Annotated in this window: 19 protein-coding genes; 12 read left to right on the forward strand and 7 right to left on the reverse strand. The window is 59.5% G+C overall.

Annotated elements, in window-relative coordinates:
- Positions 1–687 (reverse strand): haloacid dehalogenase type II, encoded by a 687-nt coding sequence (locus tag LPB19_RS03175; RefSeq protein WP_206644677.1) that lies wholly within the window; start codon positions 685–687, stop codon positions 1–3.
- A gap of 93 nt (positions 688–780) precedes the next feature.
- On the opposite strand from LPB19_RS03175, the gene LPB19_RS03180 reads away from it, so the two are divergent.
- The 5 genes from LPB19_RS03180 (at position 781) to LPB19_RS03200 (ending at position 6,491) form a co-directional block, all read left to right on the forward strand.
- Positions 781–2,034 carry an alpha/beta hydrolase gene (locus LPB19_RS03180; RefSeq protein WP_228289192.1) on the forward strand — a complete coding sequence of 418 codons (1,254 nt, stop codon included), beginning with the start codon at positions 781–783 and terminating at the stop codon, positions 2,032–2,034.
- Positions 2,035–2,073: 39 nt separating this feature from the next.
- Positions 2,074–2,985, forward strand: coding sequence for a LysR family transcriptional regulator (locus LPB19_RS03185; protein WP_206644678.1), 912 nt, complete (start codon positions 2,074–2,076; stop codon positions 2,983–2,985).
- A 121-nt stretch (positions 2,986–3,106) separates the two neighbouring features.
- Positions 3,107–4,327, forward strand: coding sequence for a Bcr/CflA family multidrug efflux MFS transporter (locus tag LPB19_RS03190; protein WP_206644679.1), 1,221 nt, complete (start codon positions 3,107–3,109; stop codon positions 4,325–4,327).
- A 190-nt stretch (positions 4,328–4,517) separates the two neighbouring features.
- A complete protein-coding gene (gene tpx / locus LPB19_RS03195; protein ID WP_206644680.1) occupies positions 4,518–5,015 on the forward strand; it encodes a thiol peroxidase in 498 nt (165 codons plus the stop codon).
- Between the two features lie 186 nt (positions 5,016–5,201).
- A complete protein-coding gene (locus LPB19_RS03200) occupies positions 5,202–6,491 on the forward strand; it encodes an MATE family efflux transporter (RefSeq protein ID WP_206645666.1) in 1,290 nt (429 codons plus the stop codon).
- On the opposite strand, the gene LPB19_RS03205 is transcribed toward LPB19_RS03200, so the two are convergent.
- Positions 6,477–6,902, reverse strand: coding sequence for a thioesterase family protein (locus LPB19_RS03205; RefSeq protein ID WP_206644681.1), 426 nt, complete (start codon positions 6,900–6,902; stop codon positions 6,477–6,479). The genes LPB19_RS03200 and LPB19_RS03205 overlap by 15 nt on opposite strands.
- Positions 6,903–7,034: 132 nt before the next feature.
- Between LPB19_RS03205 and LPB19_RS03210 the strand changes: the two genes are divergently transcribed.
- Positions 7,035–8,672 (forward strand): MBL fold metallo-hydrolase, encoded by a 1,638-nt coding sequence (locus tag LPB19_RS03210; protein WP_206644682.1) that lies wholly within the window; start codon positions 7,035–7,037, stop codon positions 8,670–8,672.
- A gap of 24 nt (positions 8,673–8,696) precedes the next feature.
- Here the strand turns inward: LPB19_RS03210 and LPB19_RS03215 are convergent, their stop codons facing one another.
- Positions 8,697–8,855: a YqaE/Pmp3 family membrane protein gene (locus LPB19_RS03215; protein ID WP_206644683.1), complete on the reverse strand. Its 159-nt coding sequence runs from the start codon at positions 8,853–8,855 to the stop codon at positions 8,697–8,699.
- Positions 8,856–9,047: 192 nt separating this feature from the next.
- Between LPB19_RS03215 and LPB19_RS03220 the strand changes: the two genes are divergently transcribed.
- The 3 genes from LPB19_RS03220 to LPB19_RS03230 are packed head-to-tail and all read left to right on the forward strand — an operon-like array spanning position 9,048 to position 11,927.
- Complete coding sequence (locus LPB19_RS03220) at positions 9,048–10,391, forward strand: succinylglutamate desuccinylase/aspartoacylase family protein (RefSeq protein WP_228289194.1); 1,344 nt, start codon at positions 9,048–9,050, stop codon at positions 10,389–10,391.
- 45 nt (positions 10,392–10,436) lie between these two features.
- Positions 10,437–11,381, forward strand: a complete 945-nt coding sequence (locus LPB19_RS03225; protein WP_206644684.1) for a DMT family transporter — start codon at positions 10,437–10,439, stop codon at positions 11,379–11,381.
- Between the two features lie 15 nt (positions 11,382–11,396).
- Positions 11,397–11,927 carry a carbohydrate-binding protein gene (locus LPB19_RS03230; RefSeq protein WP_206644685.1) on the forward strand — a complete coding sequence of 177 codons (531 nt, stop codon included), beginning with the start codon at positions 11,397–11,399 and terminating at the stop codon, positions 11,925–11,927.
- Here LPB19_RS03230 and LPB19_RS03235 read toward each other — a convergent pair whose 3' ends face one another.
- On the reverse strand, positions 11,928–13,121 hold the full coding sequence (locus LPB19_RS03235) for a MalY/PatB family protein (RefSeq protein WP_206644686.1): 1,194 nt from the start codon (positions 13,119–13,121) through the stop codon (positions 11,928–11,930). It lies immediately after the preceding gene.
- Positions 13,122–13,338: 217 nt separating this feature from the next.
- On the opposite strand from LPB19_RS03235, the gene LPB19_RS03240 reads away from it, so the two are divergent.
- Positions 13,339–14,226 (forward strand): AEC family transporter, encoded by an 888-nt coding sequence (locus tag LPB19_RS03240; protein WP_206644687.1) that lies wholly within the window; start codon positions 13,339–13,341, stop codon positions 14,224–14,226.
- Between the two features lie 71 nt (positions 14,227–14,297).
- Here LPB19_RS03240 and LPB19_RS03245 read toward each other — a convergent pair whose 3' ends face one another.
- Complete coding sequence (locus LPB19_RS03245; RefSeq protein ID WP_228289195.1) at positions 14,298–15,833, reverse strand: arylsulfatase; 1,536 nt, start codon at positions 15,831–15,833, stop codon at positions 14,298–14,300.
- A gap of 223 nt (positions 15,834–16,056) precedes the next feature.
- Between LPB19_RS03245 and LPB19_RS03250 the strand changes: the two genes are divergently transcribed.
- A complete protein-coding gene (locus LPB19_RS03250; protein ID WP_206644688.1) occupies positions 16,057–16,212 on the forward strand; it encodes a hypothetical protein in 156 nt (51 codons plus the stop codon).
- Between the two features lie 399 nt (positions 16,213–16,611).
- Positions 16,612–17,961 carry a hypothetical protein gene (locus tag LPB19_RS03255; RefSeq protein WP_206644689.1) on the forward strand — a complete coding sequence of 450 codons (1,350 nt, stop codon included), beginning with the start codon at positions 16,612–16,614 and terminating at the stop codon, positions 17,959–17,961.
- A gap of 377 nt (positions 17,962–18,338) precedes the next feature.
- On the opposite strand, the gene LPB19_RS03260 is transcribed toward LPB19_RS03255, so the two are convergent.
- Both LPB19_RS03260 and LPB19_RS03265 read right to left on the reverse strand, forming a co-directional pair.
- Positions 18,339–18,479: a hypothetical protein gene (locus LPB19_RS03260; protein ID WP_206644690.1), complete on the reverse strand. Its 141-nt coding sequence runs from the start codon at positions 18,477–18,479 to the stop codon at positions 18,339–18,341.
- Between the two features lie 100 nt (positions 18,480–18,579).
- Positions 18,580–18,720: a hypothetical protein gene (locus LPB19_RS03265; RefSeq protein ID WP_206644691.1), complete on the reverse strand. Its 141-nt coding sequence runs from the start codon at positions 18,718–18,720 to the stop codon at positions 18,580–18,582.
- Positions 18,721–18,787 lie beyond the last annotated feature (67 nt).

An 18,787-nucleotide genomic window follows, 5' to 3' on the forward strand; every position in this document is an offset into this window, starting at 1 on the left:
TCAGGAACCCGGGCTCGCAAGCGTTTGCAGGGCATCCGGCAATTCGGCCAGCCCGCCAATCACCGCCGAAGGCTGAATGCCCCAGTCCTCGAACACCCGGCTGGTATCCCGCCGAACCCACACGGCCAACAAGCCGGCCGCACGAGCCCCGATAACATCCCAGGCGTTGCTGGACACCAGGCACAGCGGCTCATCCCAGGCCCCGGTGGCGCGGCGGGCATAGGCATACACCGCCGGATCCGGCTTAAAGCTTTTCACATCGTCCACCGACACCAAACCATCAAACAGCGGCAACAACTGGTTGTGCCCGAGCACCTTTTCCAGCGCCGGATAGCTGCCGTTGGAAAAGGCAAACATCGGGTAGATCCCTTTCAGGGCCTTGAGCGTTGGCAGGGCATCGTCGAAGGCGGGCAGGGACAGGTAACTGGCCATCAACTCGTCTTCCCGTTCACCGGACAGCGAGAGCCGGTAACTCGCCATGGCAAAGCGCAAGGCCTGCCGGGTACAGACACCAAAATCCTCGTAGACCCGCATCAACCCCTTGCGAAACGCAAACTCGACCTGCTTTTCCCGCCACAGCGCAGCCACGGCCGCAGCCTTGTCGCCGGCGTCCTGCTTGAGAATATCTGCCATACTCAAGGGATCGACGAGGGTTCCGTAGACATCGAAAGCCAGTCGTAAGGTCATAACACAGTCTCCATCATCCAGTCGTAGCCGGCAGGGCGTATATCCAAGAACCTGATGTCACACACTTAAAACCCTAACACACAGTGCTGCTACATGGCCCAGACACACGGCCCCTCAATGTGCTCATCACGCACGCAGAGCATCGGCGCTTTCCTGGTCCTGCTGCTGAGCTTCGCCTGCACCGCTTGTGTCCAGAACACGGCGCTCTACACACCCGGCGACGACCGCCTGGACGCCGAGCCCTTCAGCGATTTCACCGACTACCAGCACCGGGTTCGGGCGTACCTGGAATCCAACCTGACCCCCGTCGAGGGTTTCCGCCGCAGCCAGCAGCTGGACTGGAATCTGCCCTATACCATGCCACCAGGCGCTCACTGCTCCGACTCGCCCACCACCGGCATCCTGCTGATCCACGGCCTGAGCGACTCGCCATTTTTGTTCAGGGACCTGGCCCGGGCCCTGAGCGTTCGCTGCATCGGTGTGCGCACGCTGTTGCTGCAGGGCCACGGCACCCGTCCGGGTGACATGATCCACGCCCGGGCCGAGGTATGGCGGGCACAGGTTCGCCAGCATGTCGCCGCGCTGGCCGAAGAGGTGGATCACCTGTTTATCGGGGGCTTTTCTCTGGGTGGGGCGCTGGCTACCGAGTATGCGCTCTCAGGCCAGCGGCCCCGGGTCGACGGACTTGTCGCCCTCGCCCCGGCCTGGCAACTCAATGGTCTGGAAGACTACCTCTGGCTGGCCGGCATTGCCGATTTGTTCGCCGATTTCGTCGAGGAGGAACCGGAGCTGAACCCGGTGAAATACGAATCGGTGACGCTGAACGCCGGGAGCCAGTTAGCCGATGTCCTCAACCACACCCGCAAGCTGCTGGAGCAACCCGAGGCGCCGCTGCCGCCACTGTTTCTGGTGGCCACCGAAGCCGATTCGGTGATTGACCTGGCCTATCTGACACAGACCTTCCGACAGCGATTCCGGCACCCGGACAGCCGCATGCTGGTGTTCCGGGACCTGCGAAAACCCTGGCCAGAGGCCTGGGCCGACCCCCGCATTCAGTCACTGGACAGCTACCTGCCGGAAGAAAACATACTCGAATTTTCCCACCAGGCGCTGGCCATTGCCCCGGATAACGAACTGTACGGCCGCGGCGCTCCCCTCCAGCGCTGCCTGGAGCCCAACAATGTGCCGCTGACCGAATGCCACCGGCTGCCCGCAGGCCAGCTCTGGTTCAGCGCCTGGCACGATGACCCGCGCCCGGTGCCCACCAGTCGCCTCACCTACAACCCCTGGTTTGATGTGCTGTCCGGCCATATGGCCGCGTTCATCCGGCGCCAGACCCAGCGGTGAGCGTTTGCGCCGCCTGCGCTCTGGGGTAGACTGCGATTCATGAACCCTGTTGATACATTGAATCTCGACCTGCGCGCGCTCGGCACCTTCATTGCGGTACTGGATGAAGGCAGTGTCTCCAAAGCCGCCGTGAAGCTCGGCGTCAGCCAGTCGGCGGTCAGTCACACCCTGGACCGCCTGCGCCAGGCCCTCGGCGACCCGCTGTTTGTGAAGTCCGGCCGCGGCATCACCCCAACCCGTTACGCCCAGCAGGCGGGGCCGCACATCCGACAGATTCTGGATGATCTGCAGTCGCTGGCGTCCGGGCCTTTGTTCACCCCGAAAACCGCCGAATTCACCTTTACCATCGCCGCCAACGACTACCAGCGGGATTTGCTGCTGCCGCCGCTGGTGAAGATTCTGCGGCGCGAAGCACCGGGTATCCGGCTGCAGGTGATTCCCTCCGGCATCCCCAGCGCCGATATGCTGCGCAAGGATGTCTGCGACCTGATCATTTCGCCCCATGCCCCGGAAGCCACCGACATCATGCAGCGCGGCCTGATGGCGGACCGCATGGTGGTGTTCTATGACCAGAACGTCCGTGCGGCGCCGGACGATCTGGCGCAATACCTGCGGGCCGATCACATCGCCCTGCTGTTTGCCTCCGGCGAAAAACCGGCCCTGGAGGGCGCCATGTCCGCCCGGGGGCTGAGCCGCCGGAACGTGGTGACCGTCTCCAACTTCTCCGGCCTGCCGGAGTTCCTGCGCGGCTCCGATTTGCTGGCCACCGCCCCCGAGCGCATGAGTAATCACTTACTGCGGGACTTTGCCTGGGCACCACTGCCGTTCGAATTCAAGCCCTTCACGCTGCTGATGCTGTGGCACCGGCGCAACCAGAACGATCCGGCCCACCGCTGGCTGAGAAATCAGGTCAACAGCGTGGCCGCCACCATGAACGGCCTGAACCCGTAATCAATCGATTTCATTCATATATGGTATGAGCCCGCCGGTTGTTATCTTCTGTGCAGAGGGCCTCTAGACTCCGTGTCCTGACCACTCATTCCAGTGGACCTAAAGGATTACGGAACACACCATGCTCGCACTTACCAGTGTCTGGACAACCATTTTGCTCGCTGCGGCGGTCGCCCTTGGCCCGTTGGCGACGGACATGTATCTGCCAGCACTGCCGCAAATCGGCAGCGATTTCGGTGCGGGCACGGACCAGGTTCAGTTAACGCTGAGCCTCTACCTGGCCGGGTTTGCGCTCGCCCAGCTGGTGTGCGGCCCTCTGGCCGACCGCTTCGGCCGCAAGCCGATCATGATTGGCGGGCTGATCCTGTTTGCCCTGGCCAGCATTGGCTGCGCCATGGCGACCTCCATCGACACGCTGATGCTGTGCCGCTTCCTGCAGGCGCTGGGCGGTTCGGCCGGCCCGGTGCTGGGGCGCGCCACCATCCGCGACATCTATCGCCCGAGGGAAGCAGCCCGTATTCTGGCCATTGTCGCCAGCATCATGGCGCTGGCCCCGGCCGTGGCCCCTACCCTGGGCGGCGTATTGGTATCCAGCCTCGGCTGGCACTCCATTTTCCTCGTCCTGGGCGGTTACGGCCTGCTGATGGCCCTGATCGTGGCTTTTGGCATCCCGGAGCCCATGCGCCCGGAATATCGGCAGCCCCTGCGCCTGTGCACGCTGATGCGCAACTATCGCCGCATTGGCACCGACATCAGCTTCCTGGGTTACACCCTGACCAACGCTCTGGTGTACGCCGGCCTGTTTGCTTTTCTGTCCGGCTCGTCGTTCGTGCTGATCGAGTTCCTGGGCGTGGCGACCGAACACTTCGGGCTCTACTTCGCCTGCATGGTGGTGGGCTATGTGGTAGGTAACCTGGCCGCCGTGCGCCTGGGCCGCAAGCTGATGCCGGACCAGATTCTGCTGCGCGGCCTGGTCTTTGCCGTGGCCGGTGGCGGCCTGATCGCGGCACTGGCGTTGTCAGGCGTCTATAACGTGTGGGCCGTGATCCTGCCCCAGGCGTTGTTCATGGTGGGCACCGGCATGGTGCTGCCCCAGACCATGGCCGGTGCGCTGGCGAATTTCCCGCGCATGGCCGGCTCGGCCTCCGCCCTGTTCGGCTTTGTCCAGATGGCCACTGCCGCCGTGGCGGGCGTGCTGGTGGGCTACCTGCACGACGGTACATCCGTGGTTATGGCCACCATCATCGCCATCTGCGCCTGCGCGGCTCTGGCCAGCTATCTGCTGCTGGTGCAGCGACATCCCGCCCCGGGTTTCGAGCCACAGGGCGCATCCGCCAGCTGAGCAAACCAGCCCCAGCCCGCAGTTCCCCACGGCACTCAACGGGGCGGTCGCCGATGACACTGGCCGACTAGATCGCGGCCATGGCGTAGCTTGGCTATACTTCTGCCCAGATAATCCCGGAGACGACAGGATCGCTGACGGCTGTTCAGATCTTGTTATTGGTTTTGAGCAAAGGCTGGAGCCCCATTGCATGAGCAAGGTCACACTCGACGGTAACCCCATAGAACTGAGCGGCCACTTCCCGGCCCCGGGTGAATACGCCCCTCCCTTCACCCTCACCAACAGTGCGCTGGAAGAAGTCAAACTTGAGAGCTGGGCGGGCAAGCGCAAGATCCTGAACATCATCCCCAGCATCGACACCAGCGTGTGCGCCACCTCCACACGCAAATTCAATGAACAGGCGAGCAACCTCGGTAACACCGTGGTGCTGGTGGTTTCTGCCGACCTGCCCTTTGCCGCTTCCCGGTATTGCGGGGCGGAGGGCCTGAAGAACGTCGTCACCCTGTCCACGTTCCGGAATTACGGCGTCCAGGAAGATTACGGTGTTGCCATTCAGGAAGGCCCGCTGGCCGGTCTCTGTAGCCGGGCCGTGGTGGTGCTGGACGAAAACAACCGGGTCCTGCACAGCCAGCTGGTGCCGGAGATCAAGGACGAGCCGGATTACGACGCCGCTCTGGAAGTGCTCTGAACCTGACGACTCACGAGAGTTTCCGGTGCCCGGCGCGGGTCGGGTCAGGATAACCCACGACCCCACTCCGGCAGGCAGGCACCGGCAGACCTGTTAGAATCCCTGCCCCATTTGCCAGCAGAGCCGTAATCCCGAATCGTGAGCAGCCTCCCCGAAAACGCCAGCCTGTCCCGTCAGCTCTATTCGATGACCTGGCCCATGCTGTTTGGCGTGCTGTCGCTCATGACCTTCCAGCTGGCCGACAGCGCCTTTATCGGTCAACTCGGGCGTGATCCGCTGGCGGCTCTTGGCTTCACCCTGCCCATGCAGCAACTGATCATCGGCCTGCAGGTTGGCCTGGGCATCGCCACCACGGCGATCATCTCCCGCACCCTGGGCGCGGGGGACGAGCTGCGGGCCCACCGGCTCGGTGGTCTGGTCATTACCGTCGGTGGCGCACTGGTATTGTTGCTCTGCCTGGGGCTGTGGCTGTTTCAGTCCCGGATCATGACCGCACTGGGGGCCGAGGCCGAACTGCTGCCCATGATCCGCAGCTACTGGGTTCCCTTTCTTATCTCAGCCTGGGTCGGCGCCCTGCTGTACTTCGGCTACAGCGTGTGCCGCTCCCACGGCGACACCAAGCTGCCCGGCTACATGATGATGGCCACCAGTCTGCTCAACATCGCCCTCGATCCGCTGTACATCTTTGTCTTCGACTGGGGGTTGCCCGGTGCCGCCTGGGCCACGGTAACCTCGTTTGCGCTCGGTTGCCTGGTGATTTACCCCAAAATCCTGAAACGCGGGTGGGCGCGTTTCGATCTGCGCCAGCTCGCGCTCGGACGGGCGCTGAAGGAACTCAATGGCATCATGGCCCCCGCCATGGTCAGCCAGCTGATGCCGCCACTCTCGGCCATGCTGGCCACCGCCCTGGTGGCCGGTTTTGGCTCAGCCGCGGTCGCGGCCTGGGGTCTGGGTACCCGTCTGGAGTTTTTCTCCATTGTGGTGGTGCTGGCCCTGACCATGTCGATGCCGCCCATGGTGGGCCGCATGCTCGGCGCCGGCGACATCGAACAGATCCGCAAACTGGTTCGGATCGGGGTTCGCTTCGTGGTGGTCTGGCAACTGGCCATCGGCCTGATCTGGCTTGCGGCGTCCGGCTTGGTGTCGGATCTGTTCACCAGCGATGAGCAGGTACAGGACATCCTGGCGGGGTATCTGGTGCGGGTGCCGCTCAGCTACGCTGGTCTGGGCGTCTGTATGCTGATGGTGTCCGTCTGCAATGCATTGGGTCTGGCCATGCGCGCCTTGCTGGTGTCGACCCTTCGGCTGTTCCTGTGCTTCCTGCCGCTTTTGTGGCTTGGCAGCCAGCTCGGCGGCGTCTTTGGGCTGATGACCGGCGCCACCATCGGCAACCTGTTTGCCGGCATCATGGCCTACAGCTTCTACCGGGCCGGCATGAACGGGCTGCGGACCCGGGATGGTTCAGCTAAAGCGTGACCGAAAGCCCTCGGGGACAGGCGTGACCTGTTTGTTGCGGTAGTCGAAAAAGACGAAGCCGTATTTCGCCAGCGCCACCGGCTGCCCGCTCCGGGCCTTGGTGACCCGGAACACGAAATCGCCGCCGTACTTGTTGAAATCCATGATGCCGACTTCAAACCGAAGCATCTCCGGAAAAAAGGATTCGGACTGATACATGGTCGCCAAGTCGGTGACGATGATACCGATGCCATCATGGCCGGCTTCCTCGATCCCGTACTCCACCAGAAACTGCGCCCGCGCCTCCGACAGCATGGAAATCAGGGCGTCGTTGCCCAGATGGTTGGCGCCATTGATGTCGGTGATTCGCACCGGCATCTGGGTCTCAAAGCAGAACACGTCGTCGGGGAAATCGAGTTTGATTCGGGCCACGGGGGCGTCCTTTCTGGCTGAGGGGAACGGGGCTGGCAGCATGATACGCATTTGCGCCCGACTGTTCATCCCGAGGTATATTCAGTTATCTTGACGCGATTGACCACTGATTGCCTAGCCTGAAGGATTGCCATGGATATTCGCCCGGCCGCAACACTGGCTCTGACCCGAGACACATCGAACGGCATCGAGGTGTTGCTGTTACAGCGCTCCTGGGAAGCCATTTTCCTGCCCGGTTACTATGTGTTCCCCGGCGGCGCCCTGGACCCGGAAGAATCTGACGCCCGGCGCCACACTGCGGGCCCCGGCGACACCCATGTCAGCCAGATCATGAGCCTGAGCGAGGGTGGGCAGGACTACATGCTCGCGGCGGTTCGGGAGTGTTTCGAGGAAGCCGGGATTCTGCTCGCGACAGACCGCACCGGACAACTCATCGCCGGTGACCATCCGGTGCACCAGGACCGGCGGGCCGTCATCCGGGGTGAGCAGCCCCTGGCCGAGCTGTGCCGGCGCCATCAACTGACGATCCCGCTGGATCGTCTGGCCTACCTGAGCCACTGGGTGACCCCTCCCGGGCCACCACGGCGCTTCGATACCCGTTTCTTTGTCACGGTGGCACCCGAAGATCAACCCGCCAGCCACGATGGCCAGGAAACCATTGATCACTTGTGGATAAGTCCGTCGCAAGCTCTGGACGACCACCGCGCCGGCACCCGGCTTCTGGGCCTGCCCACCCTGCGGACACTCAGAATCCTGAGCGATTTCGACACCACCAGCGCCCTCATGCGCTACGCCCATGCCAACCCGCCCGAGGCCAAACCCGAAGCGCCCTGGCCGGCCCTGCGCAAAGGCAAGCCGGTGATGCTCGAACCCGGCGCGCCGGCCTACGACGAAGCCGCCAAGCTGGACCCCGAAGGCGAAGGTTCCGTGAACGCCGAGATTCTCCCTGGCCGGGCGGTGGAAATTGCCGCCAGGGTCCGAAGGCTGACCGCCCCCAACGCGGGCATGATGACCGGGCCCGGCACCAACAGCTACATTCTGGGCCATGACCGGTTCACGGTGATCGATCCCGGCCCCGATGATCCGGCCCACATTCAGGCCATCCTGGAACTCACCGGCGGTCGTATTGACCGGGTGCTGGTGACTCACACGCATCAGGATCATTCGCCGGGCGCCAGCAGCCTGCGCCGGGAGACCGGGTGTATCGTAGCCGGCATGCCGGCCGCAGATGATGGCCTGCAGGACAGCGCATTCAGCGCCGACGAACAGCCGAGCCACGGCCAGGTTCTGGACACCGATGCCGGCCCCCTCAAGGTGCTGCACACCCCCGGCCATGCCTCGAATCATCTGTGCTTTCTGCTCACCGAGCAGCAGATGCTGTTCGCTGGTGACCACATCATGCAGGGCTCAACGGTGGTGATTAATCCGCCGGATGGCGATATGAAAGCCTACGTGGAATCGCTCTACGGCCTGCTCGCCGAGCCCATTCGCTATATTGCCCCGGGCCACGGCTTTCTGATGGCCCAGGCCGAGGCCGTGATCGATTATCTGATCACCCACCGCCTGACACGGGAACACAAGGTGGCCAGGGCGCTGAAAAACCTCGCGCCGGCGGACCTGAAAGCCCTGACGGCAACGGCCTACGACGATGTCCCTGCGGCGCTCCACGGCCTGGCGGCACGCTCGGCGCTGGCGCACCTGCTGAAACTCGAGGCCGAGGGCCGGGCCCACCAGCAGGGCAACCAGTGGCACAGCACCGGTCACACCTGAGCCACAGCCACACCGGAGCAAGCGTTACTTCTTGGCGATGATATACACCGCATGCACGATGCCGGGTATGTAACCCAGCAGGGTCAGCAGGATGTTGAGCCAGAAATGCTTGCCGATGCCCACCTGCAGAAACACCCCCAGGGGGGGTAACAAAATCGCAATCAAAATACGCAAAAGGTCCATATTCTTCGGTGCCTCCCCGGGCTATAACAGGGCCATTGGTTAAACCATAGCAGCTGTCCGCCGCACGGCCAGCCTGTTCGAATTCGTTGCCCGGCTTTTCATGAAAGTGGCATTAAAGCTTTGTCACAGCAGTATTCATGACCGCCAGGAGCACTCTATGCTTGAGCGCATTCTGTCGACCCGTGAGGACCTATGCTGTTACCCCGTCACCGAGCAATGACCTTGCTACGATCACTGCCTCTGACACTCCTGCTGGGCATGCCCGCCCAGGCACTGGCCACCCTGAATCCCGAGACCGAAGAACAGGATCGCCGGGCGTCGGTAATCAATGAACTGGAAGAAGACGAAAGCGTCGATGAAGTCGAACATTCGACGCAGCGCGGCGCGCCCAATACCGGCACGACGCCGGCCAACGCCGCGGCACAGCCTGATATCGGCATCTTGCCCAGTGGCCAGACACAGCCCTCAGCCCCAGACACCCCAGTGGCGGCCAATGTCGACCTGAACGATGTGGTGACCGCTCCCGAGAGCGAGCTGCTTGCCATGCAGCTGGATACCCTGCCCATGCCCCGGCCTGCGCAACCACTGGCTTTGCTCGGCAGCGAGGTATTACCGGGCACCTCGGCCCGGCTGGCCTGGTCGCCGGGCATCCAGATTCCCGGGCTGTCCCAGCCCACGCCGGTGCTGGCGGTCAACGGCATTCATGCCGGCCCCACACTGTGCCTGACGGGCGCCGTGCATGGCGATGAACTCAACGGCATCGAAATTGTAAGGCGCACCATCTACGACCTCAACGCGGAAGAATTGTCCGGTCGGGTGATCGGCGTTCCCATCGTCAACCTGCCAGGGTTCCAGCAGGGCAGCCGCTACCTGCCCGACCGCCGGGATCTGAACCGGCACTTCCCGGGCTCGCCGGATGGCAGCCTGGCGGACCGCATTGCGCACTCGCTGTTCGAGAACGTCATTCGCCATTGTGACATGCTGGTGGACATCCACACGGGCTCGCTCAAGCGCACCAACCTGCCGCAGCTGCGGGCCGACATGAACAACCCGGACGTGGCCACATTCACCCAGGGCTTCGACCGCATGGCGGTCGTGCACAGCTCCGGCTCCCCCGGCATGCTGCGCTCGGCGGCAGTGGCTGCAGGCATAGTGGCGGTCACGCTGGAAGCGGGTGAATCCCATCGTATTCAGGAGCATCAGATCGAGGCCGGCGTTAACAGCCTGACCAGCCTGATGGAAAAGCAGGGCATGACCTCGCGCATGTTTGTCTGGGGCGATCCGGAGCCGGTGTATTACGATTCCGACTGGATCCGCGCCCAGCACGGCGGCATCCTGTTCAGCGAAGTGGACCTGGGCGCCCACGTATCGGAGGGCGAAATCCTGGGCTACGTCGCCGATCCGATCACCAACGCCCAGTATCCCATTCGCGCCAACAGCAACGGTCGGGTGATCGGCATGGCCGTCGATCAGGTGGTGATGGCCGGCTTTGCCGCCTACCACATTGGTACAGAGGCAGAAATCCCGGCAGAGTAGTACCCTGTGCGTCTTTCGTAATATCCCCGACCTGAGAGGATTCGTGTGGCTTCGGAAAACGCCGGACTGCTGACCAACAAAACCGCGCTGGCCTATGTCGGGTTGGTGTTAACCCCCCTGTTCTGGGCCGGAAACGCGGTCGTTGCCCGTGGCACCGTCGAACAGATTCCGCCGCTGTCGATGTCGTTCTGGCGCTGGGTGATTGCCCTCGTCATTCTGTTGCCGCTCGGCCTGCCCGGGCTCTGGCGGCACCGGATGGTCATTGTGCAGCATATCGGCTCCATGCTGGCACTGGCCACCTTCAGCGTCGGCGCCTTCAATTCCCTGCTGTATTTTGCCGCGGTCAGCACCACCGCCACCAACATTGCCCTGATCAACGCCACCATCCCGATTTTCGTGGCATTGCTGGCCTGGTTGCTGCTGGGTGACCGCACCCGTCCGGTTCAGGTGCTTGGCATTGCCCTGGCCGTGCTGGGCATTCTGGTGGTGATATCCCGGGGCGACATCCACGTCCTGACCGGGCTGGACGCGCAGCCGGGCGACCTGATCATGGTGGCGGCGGTATTCAGCTGGGGGCTGTTTTCGGTGCTGCTGCGCCGGCAGGCTGTGCCGCTGCCCGCGCTCACCTTCCTGACCACCCAGATTCTGCTGGGCACGCTGGTGATTCTGCCGTTTTATCTGGTGGATCTGGTGTTCTTCTCCGGCGGTTTCGACGTGTCCGGCTCGACCGCATTACCCTTAATTTATTTTGCGATCTTTCCCGGAATTCTGGCGTATGGTTTCTGGAACCATGGCGTGCACCGCATCGGGCCGGCTCGAGCTGCTATCTTTATGTACCTGACCCCCGTCTATGCCACCGTACTGGCCAGTGTGTTTTTGAACGAGTCGCTGGGCCTGTTTCATGTGCTGGGCGGAGTGCTTATCCTGACAGGGCTGGTGCTGGCGACTCGCGTAGGCCGACGGGCGCCCGCCTACCTTCGTTCGGAGTGATTCAAGGAGGCCATCATGTCTGGCATCGTCGCTCGACCGTCTCTTCTTTTCGCCCTGCTGGCTGTGGTTGGCCTGGCAATGTCACCGCCTGTGCTGGCCGAACCCTGTGATCCGGATGAATCCGCCTGGGACGAAGCCCGTTATTACAAGGCCGGCACAGCGGTATTTCACAACAATGGCTGGTACGTAGCCCGCCAGGTCAGTGAGGGCAAGGAGCCAGGCATCAGCTTTGTCTGGAAAGCGCAGGATGAGGTGCCCGAATGCGACTCCGAACAGAAAGCCAAACAGGAATCCGCCGAAGCCACTGAGCCCGGACAACAACCCGCCGCACCGGCTCCGGGTGAAACCGCCCCCGGTATCTGTGAACGGCCGGAACAGTGGCGGTTTGCCGCGCAGTACGAACCGGGCAACCAGGTGATGCACGGCGGCATGGTCTGGGAAGCCATTGAAAATACCGCCGGTGATATGCCCGGCATGGATGAACCGCCGCTATGGCAGGCCGTGGAAGATCACTGCGCACTGAAGCTGAGTAACGACGGTCTCTGATCAACCCCGTGCCGTCAGGGCCGCGCCGATGCGATCCAGCACCTCAACCAGTACCGACCGGGGACAGCCCAGGTTCAGCCGCATGAAGCCAGAGCCCTGCTCGCCAAAGGTGATGCCGGGGTTCAGGCCAACACCCGCGTCGCGCACAAAGAAACGTTTGAGCTCGGTATCCGACATCGCCAGCCCACGACAGTCCAGCCACATCAGGTAGGTGGCTTCCGGCGCGGTACAGCGAATCCCCGGCAGAGTCTCCCGTACCCGCTGAGCCACGTAATCCCGGTTGGCTTGCAGATAATCCCGCAAGTCATCGAGCCAGGGCCCGCCTTCCCGATAGCCGGTTTCAAACCCGACCGCACTGAACGGATTGCAATGCAGCACATGCAATCGCTGGAATTCCGCCAGCATGGCTTTGCGGCAGGCTTCGTGCTCAATCACCAGGGCCGACAACCCCAGCCCCGGCAGATTGAAACTCTTGCTCGGCGCCACCGCAGTGACCAGCTTGTCCCCGGGCCTGGCCAGGGTTGCCAGCACGTGATGCCGGGGGCTGTCGGCGAAGGTCAGATCGCAATGGATTTCATCGGACAGCACCACCAGATCGTGGCGTCGGGCAATGTCCAGTACGGCTTCCAGGTCCTCCCGTGGCCAGATCCGTCCGACCGGATTATGGGGCGAACAGAGCATCAGAACTTTGGCCTCGGGCCTGGCGGCGCACTCTTCCAGATGCGCCAGATCCATCCGGTAATGTCCGGCGCCATCGCCGGAGGTTTCCTGTAGCAGCGGGTTCTCGATCACCGTGCGGCCGGTTTGCCGGATGGCGCTGAAAAACGGTGGGTACACCGGCGGCTGGATAATCACCCCCTCCCCCTCACCGGCAAACGCCAGACAGGCCGCGTGCAGCGACGGCACAACCCCGGGCACCATCAGCACCCACTCTTGCTTAATGGCCCAGTGATGACGGCTCTCGAACCAGTCCATCAGCGCCTGATAGAGGCTGTCCGGATACAGGGTGTAGCCATACACCGGGTGCTGGGCCCGCTCCACCAGAGCGCGGGTGACCGCCTCGGGCGCCGCGAAATCCATATCCGCCACCCAGACCGGGATCACATCCTCCCGCCCGAACACCGCTTTGCGGGCATCAAACTTCACCGCACAGGTCTGATCACGATTGATGGACTGATCGAACGGACTGCTCACTGACTGACTCCCTCTACCCACGGTGGATGCTCCGGCTGAAACTGCCGGTATTGTGGCCAGCGGCCGGCGCAGCCGCAACCATGACAGCCTGCCAGGTCGCAGTGGCAGCTCTACGGCTTTGGTCGAAGATCGCGCGTGAAGGCTTGCCGAGACAACTCAATACTTGCGAAGCTAATGGTTTTTGCGGTCGTTTACCCGCTTTTCGCCGGAGTTTCTGATGATTGCCCAGATCCTGTCCACCCTGTTGCCGGTGTTTCTGATCGCCGGTTGTGGCGCGCTTTACGGTCGTTATCGCACACCCGACATTCAGGGCCTGAATGTGCTCAATATGGAGCTCTTCGTGCCCATGCTGGTGTTTTCCGTACTGGCCGACCAGAAGGCACCGTTGCAGGACTACGCCCACCTCGCACTGGCGGGAACGGTCGTGGTGCTGGGCTCTGGCATCGTGCTCTATCCGCTGGCGAAGGCCCTGAAGCTCAACCTGAAGACCTTTCTGCCACCGATGATGTTCAACAACTCCGGCAACATGGGCATTCCCCTGCTGGTGTTTGCCTTCGGTGACGCCGCCCTGCCGGCGGCGATCGTGCTGTTCATTGTCGAGATGCTGCTGCACTTCTCCATCGGGTTGCACATGCTGGATCCGCACACGTCGATCCTCAAACGGCTGCGATTGCCCATCGTCTTTGCCAGTATTGCCGGGCTGACCGTCAATCTCGGCGGTGTCGCCCTGCCGGACTGGCTGCTGGAGACCCTGAACATGCTGGGCGGAGTGTGCATTCCGCTGATGCTGTTTGCCCTGGGTGTCCGAATGCTGGAGATTGATTTCAGCGACTGGAAACTGGGTATGCTCGGCGCCATCGCCTGCCCCGCCAGCGGACTGATTCTGGCCTGGCCGATGATTGAACTGCTGGAGTTACCGGGCCTGCAGGTGGCCTGCCTGTGGGTTTTTGCCGCCCTGCCCCCGGCGGTGCTCAACTACATGGTGGCCGAGCAATACCAGCAGGAACCCCACAAGGTGGCATCGCTGGTTCTGCTCAGTAATCTGGGCAGCCTCGTGGTGATGCCGATCGTGCTGGGACTGGTGTTTGCCGAAGGTTATATCTGACTGCCGTAGCGGAAAACACCCTCAGCGCCCATGCCAGGCGCGCTGAGGGTGTCGGCTCGTAAGGCCCCGGGTCAGTGCCCGGTCACGGCGGACTTGGCCTTTTCAATCGCCTCATTGATGTTGAGTGAGGCGGCTTCCTGCCGGGGCGGGAACTCCTTGAACGATTCCAGATGCCGTGTCAGCGCCGCGATCACCGGCTGAATCACCCAGCTCTTGCGCATGATCTGGTGGAAGCCGGTCACCCCGTCGTAGTGCTCGAACGGGTCTTTGCGCAGGTTAAACAGCTTGGGCATGGTGTGGAACACCAGATCCTCGTAGTAACGTCCGCCCGGCTTGGTGGCAAAGTGGATCTTCCAGGGCCCGGCTCGAACCGCCGTCAGGCTGGATTCGTAGTAGTACAGGAAGAAATTGCGCGCGGATTCGTCCGCCTCGCCCATCCAGTAATCCAGGTTATTGAAGCCGTCGATCTTAACCTTGTGGGATTCCGCCAGCTCCTCGGCGATGTTCGGTCGCCCCACTGCGGCAGCGATGGTCGGTAAGACGTCCTCATGGGAGGAGATGCCATTCAACTTGAGACCGGCCGGAATCTTGTCGGGCCAGCGCACCAGGAAGGGCACCCGCACCCCACCTTCCCAGGTGGTCATTTTCTCGCCCCGGAACATGGTGGTGCCGGCATCCGGCCAGCTGCTCTGCTCCGGTCCATTGTCGGTGGTGTAGATCACGATGGTGTTGTCGGCGATGCCCATAGCCTCGAGCTTGTCCAGCAACTGCCCGACGTGGCCATCGTGCTCCATCAGGCCGCTGCCGAAGATGTCTTCCGCCGAGCTGATCGGGGTGGCGAGATTGCGGTTTTCTTCCTTCAGATGGGTATACACGTGCATCCGGCTGGTGGCATGCCAGATGAAGAAGGGCTTGCCCTCGTCGTCGGCCCGCTCCATGAAGTCGATGCTGCGCTTGAGGATTTCCTCGTCGAAGGTCTTCATGCGCTCAACGGTGAGCTGGCCGGTATCCTTGACGGTCTGGCCGTCTTCGGTGGCGAAGGATTCAATCACACCCCGGGGGTAGAACTGCTCCCGGAACTCCTCATCTTTCGGATAATCCGCCTGTTCCGGCTCCTCCGAGACGTTCAGGTGATACAGATTGCCGTAGAACTCGTCAAAGCCGTGCAGCGTCGGCAGGTGCTGGTCCAGATCGCCTAGGTGGTTCTTGCCATACTGGGCGGTCATGTAGCCCTCTTCCTTGAGAATTTCCGCCAGGGTCGGGTCCTCTTCCCGGATCCCGAGCGGATTGCCCGGCTGGCCCACGGTGGTCAGCCCGGTGCGGATCGGCAACTGGCCGAACAGGAAGGCGGCCCGGCCGGCGGTGCAGCTTGGCTGCGCGTAGTGATCGGTGAACAGCGCACCCTCGTTGGCGATCCGGTCGATATTGGGGGTGGGATACTGCATACCGAAGGTGTAAGCGCTCAGGGAATTGGGCGCCACATCGTCCACCATGATGACGAGCAGATTGGGCTTGTCTGCCGCAACGGCGTGGCAGGACCAGACAAAAGCAAGCAACAAAAGCGTCAGCGGGCGCCGCAACAGCGCCCGGAGCAATCTCTTACGCATAAAGTTCTCCCTAACTAACTGGCACTACTGTTTCAGAATTCAGCAGGCACTCTCTGCGTACTGCCGATACCCGCTGACCATCCGTCGCTGACGAACCACTTAATCGGGCGAAGAAATCGTATAACTAAGCCTAGTATAGAACGGCCATTTCTGTTTGCAGATCAGCCAGTGCCCCATACCTCCCTAAGGTTAAGTGGGTATTCACTTTTATCCGGGGGCTGGCATGATAGGTAAAGACCAGCATATCTACGTCGAAAGTCTTCATCCGCTCTGGGATATTGTGGCAGGTGTGCTTGAGGGTCAGGCCATCCTCTGTTTCCTAGTTCTCGATCGCTTCCGGGGCAATAAGTCTTCCCAGCACAAGTCATCATTGGGGTAATCCGCCTGTTCCAGCACCTAGGATACGTTGGGCATACTGAATATATGTGAAGCCTTCGTTGTTTTTTTGCGCATCTCTGCTTCAATATCAGTAAATACTTAACGATTCAAGCCCAAGATAGGAAAATTTGAGGACTTTACATGGATAGTTATTTCTTGCCACACTTACCTTCACAATTCCCATAAAATAGCTAATACAGAAGCAATTATTTTAAGAAACTTAATCCGCACCAAGATGATTTCGCACGTTCTTACCTAACAACAATTTACGCAATATTTTAAAAACGATTCCTATTTATTAAGGCATCAATGCAAAAAAATATAGCGCACAGAAACGATTCGAACAGTTAGATCCTACACATTATAAAAATAACACTAAATTTTACTTAGGACGCTTAATATGAAAAATTTAATAATTATGGAATTTAATGAATTATGCCCTCAACTTATTAAAAAATTCATGGATGAAGGCAAGCTCCCAAACTTCAAAAAACTATATTCGAAATCTCTCATAAAACTAACCGATGCAAAGGCCAAGGGGGAAGACTTAAATCCATGGGTTCAATGGGTGGATTTACACACCGGCGTAAATTATAAGGACCATGGAGTAAAAAAGCTCAATGAGTCAAAAACCTACAATGGAAATTTTACTTGGGACGTGTTAGCTAAGAAGGGTAATGTGCGAAGTTGGATTTGCGGTAGCATGAATGCAAGTTATAGTCATAGCTTCAAAGGTCGATTCCTACCAGATCCGTGGTCAGGAAATATAGCTCCTTTCCCTCTAGGCGAGATGGATAATCTGTACCGATTCGTAAGCCAAAACGTGCAGGGTCATTCAGGTAGTAATCAACCTATCTCAAACTTTGAATTTCTTTCGGCAATATTGAAAAATGGAGTATCGAAAAGAACCATTGCAAAACTTGCAATACAAGTATTAAGGGAGAAGCTAAAATTCGGTAAAACTTGGGAGAGAGCCATGCTGCTTGACTGGGTTCAGTTTGATGTTTTTAAACATTACTATAATGTCGAGAGACCCCAGTTCTGCACCTTTTTTTCCAATACTGTTGCACACTACCAGCATCACTATTGGTACGATTATGAGCCAGATATTTTCAGAAATATAATTGACCATCGAATTGACGCAAAAAAATCTCGAGCAATAGAGCGAGCTTATATAAATACAGATAAGCTTCTGGGTAAACTGAAGAATTTGGTGGGGAAAAATTGTGCGATTGTTTTCGTAACGGGACTAAGTCAAAAACCGTACACGAAAAATCAACGTTTTTATTATCATGTTCGGGATACAAATAATTTCAAAAATTTATTTAAAGTTCCCTCAAGTGTTCCCTATGAAGCTGTTATGGCTGATCAGTTTCAGCTTACAGCAGACTCGATTCAGGAGGCTGAAAAAATAAAAGCCTCACTGGATAGTTACGAAATGGACTCGGATAGATATTTTCACGAGGGAACGAATAAGCTTTTTTTGACTTTTGTGGAAGGCAAAAAGGTCTATGTTCAGTGCCGATGTAATAAGCTGGTTGAAGAGAATGCCAAATTTTTTCATAGCAATACCAGAACGTTCTACAGTTTTTACGATCATTTTTATCGAATGGGTGAGATGAAGTCTGGGATGCATGACCCCATCGGGTCATATTGGTTTTTTGATGGAGTGAATCAGCACAAAGTTTTCAATGAACCCGTACCGCCAAGTCAGGTGCATTTTGACGTTCTTGAATATATGGGTGTGTAAATTTGAAGGTTTGCAGTTTCTGATCCAGACCACCCAGATGGTTCTTTCCATAATTGGGCCGCCATACAGCCTGCTTCCGAGAGGAATTCTGCCAGGACCGGATCTTATTCCCGGATATCTAGAGAATAAACGAACTGGTCAATGGTGTTGAGGCTACTGCCGGTGGAGAACCATCTTTTTGGTAACGCCGCCCGACCAGCGCTAGCCCTTTAATGGCCACAGTGACCTGAGAACACCTCTTCCGTTGGAAATCCCTCGTGATGAACAAAACATTCGGGCGAGGAATTCTTACCAAGTGACCTTGGCATGATACGGCAATCTTTCTTTAAAGATCAGCCGTTGACACGGAATACAATCAAGCGGGAACGCAAACACTGTTACAGCTCCGCCAGGTTTTGACTGGTGCTGGCCACCAGCTCGGACCGGGTAGAGGTTTCGATGGTGGCGTCGTGGGCGCGGCTGATGTTGCGGCTCACTCCCTCAACAACGAGACACTTCTGTTCGGGCAGCGCTCGCAATCTGCTCTTTCATGTCGCTGATACCAACTACTTCCTGACGAAAAAGACCCAAGGCTTCTTCAGCGTTGCGGGTCTGTCCTATGGTAGCCGCCACCAACTGTCAGCTGTTTTCCATCACCTCAGCCAGCTGTCCGCCACCGGCCTGCAGGCCACGGTCGGACAGACAACGGATCACATCAGACACTTCTTCCGGGTCGCCACCTAGGCTCTGCGTAATACATCGAATGATCAACCAGCTCATGACCACCCCCACTAGCACCATGATGCCTGTGATAACAACAATTAGCCCATAAAAGCCGCGGGCCTCG

Origin of the sequence: Marinobacter salinisoli (assembly GCF_017301335.1) — a bacterium.
In the GTDB taxonomy this organism is placed as follows: domain Bacteria; phylum Pseudomonadota; class Gammaproteobacteria; order Pseudomonadales; family Oleiphilaceae; genus Marinobacter; species Marinobacter salinisoli.

Bases quoted from the DNA above. Each gene is read 5' to 3' on its own strand.
- LPB19_RS03175 (WP_206644677.1), bottom strand. From the start codon at position 687: ATGACCTTACGACTGGCTTTCGATGTCTACGGAACCCTCGTCGATCCC.
- LPB19_RS03180 (WP_228289192.1), top strand. From the start codon at position 781: ATGGCCCAGACACACGGCCCCTCAATGTGCTCATCACGCACGCAGAGC.
- LPB19_RS03185 (WP_206644678.1), top strand. From the start codon at position 2,074: ATGAACCCTGTTGATACATTGAATCTCGACCTGCGCGCGCTCGGCACC.
- LPB19_RS03190 (WP_206644679.1), top strand. From the start codon at position 3,107: ATGCTCGCACTTACCAGTGTCTGGACAACCATTTTGCTCGCTGCGGCG.
- tpx (WP_206644680.1), top strand. From the start codon at position 4,518: ATGAGCAAGGTCACACTCGACGGTAACCCCATAGAACTGAGCGGCCAC.
- LPB19_RS03200 (WP_206645666.1), top strand. From the start codon at position 5,202: ATGACCTGGCCCATGCTGTTTGGCGTGCTGTCGCTCATGACCTTCCAG.
- LPB19_RS03210 (WP_206644682.1), top strand. From the start codon at position 7,035: ATGGATATTCGCCCGGCCGCAACACTGGCTCTGACCCGAGACACATCG.
- LPB19_RS03215 (WP_206644683.1), bottom strand. From the start codon at position 8,855: ATGGACCTTTTGCGTATTTTGATTGCGATTTTGTTACCCCCCCTGGGG.
- LPB19_RS03220 (WP_228289194.1), top strand. From the start codon at position 9,048: ATGCTGTTACCCCGTCACCGAGCAATGACCTTGCTACGATCACTGCCT.
- LPB19_RS03230 (WP_206644685.1), top strand. From the start codon at position 11,397: ATGTCTGGCATCGTCGCTCGACCGTCTCTTCTTTTCGCCCTGCTGGCT.
- LPB19_RS03240 (WP_206644687.1), top strand. From the start codon at position 13,339: ATGATTGCCCAGATCCTGTCCACCCTGTTGCCGGTGTTTCTGATCGCC.
- LPB19_RS03245 (WP_228289195.1), bottom strand. From the start codon at position 15,833: ATGCGTAAGAGATTGCTCCGGGCGCTGTTGCGGCGCCCGCTGACGCTT.
- LPB19_RS03250 (WP_206644688.1), top strand. From the start codon at position 16,057: ATGATAGGTAAAGACCAGCATATCTACGTCGAAAGTCTTCATCCGCTC.
- LPB19_RS03255 (WP_206644689.1), top strand. From the start codon at position 16,612: ATGAAAAATTTAATAATTATGGAATTTAATGAATTATGCCCTCAACTT.
- LPB19_RS03265 (WP_206644691.1), bottom strand. From the start codon at position 18,720: ATGAGCTGGTTGATCATTCGATGTATTACGCAGAGCCTAGGTGGCGAC.